Genomic DNA, 495 nt, shown 5'->3' on the forward strand with positions numbered 1-495 from the left:
CAATGACGACTGGGCCACGCTGCGTCCATCGGAATTCAATGCACGTTGGCCCCCAACCAAGGCCAAGAGCTCGCAAACAGCTTAGCGAAATATCAGCGATACGCTCCTGCCCGTCGTCAGTAAGCGCGGCCGGATAGCTGAACTCACGATACATGAAATGCGGTGGAGGACCGAAGTGCCCCCCGGAAATCGCAATAACCTCATTTCCCATCATCTCGGCGCAATAGTAGGGGCCTTGTGCGAATTCTTCGACCAGTATTCTCGGCGAAGACGGCCACATGTGCTTCCCGCCCAACAGATAGGTCGTATGTTCTGCTAACTCATCAAGGTTGCGGCACAATCGGACTCCCCTACTGCCGGTGCCTACGACTGGCTTGAGAACCACCGGCAGGCCGATCTCCTTGGCAGCGGTTTCCACCTCCGTCGCATCCGCTGCCAAGCGATAGGCAGGTATTGGAACGCCGGCTTCCTCGAGAAGCTGACGTTGCTTGAATT

1 protein-coding gene is annotated in these 495 nt (G+C 56.8%); it reads right to left on the reverse strand.

Translation table 11 applies throughout. The annotated features are described in order from the left end of the window. Positions 1 to 495, reverse strand: a 495-nt coding sequence (locus tag EOA24_RS40630; RefSeq protein ID WP_127410956.1) for an ATP-grasp domain-containing protein, incomplete at both ends; no start/stop codon positions are given.

It is taken from the genome of Mesorhizobium sp. M2A.F.Ca.ET.039.01.1.1 (genome assembly GCF_003998035.1).
In the GTDB taxonomy this organism is placed as follows: Bacteria; Pseudomonadota; Alphaproteobacteria; order Rhizobiales; family Rhizobiaceae; genus Mesorhizobium.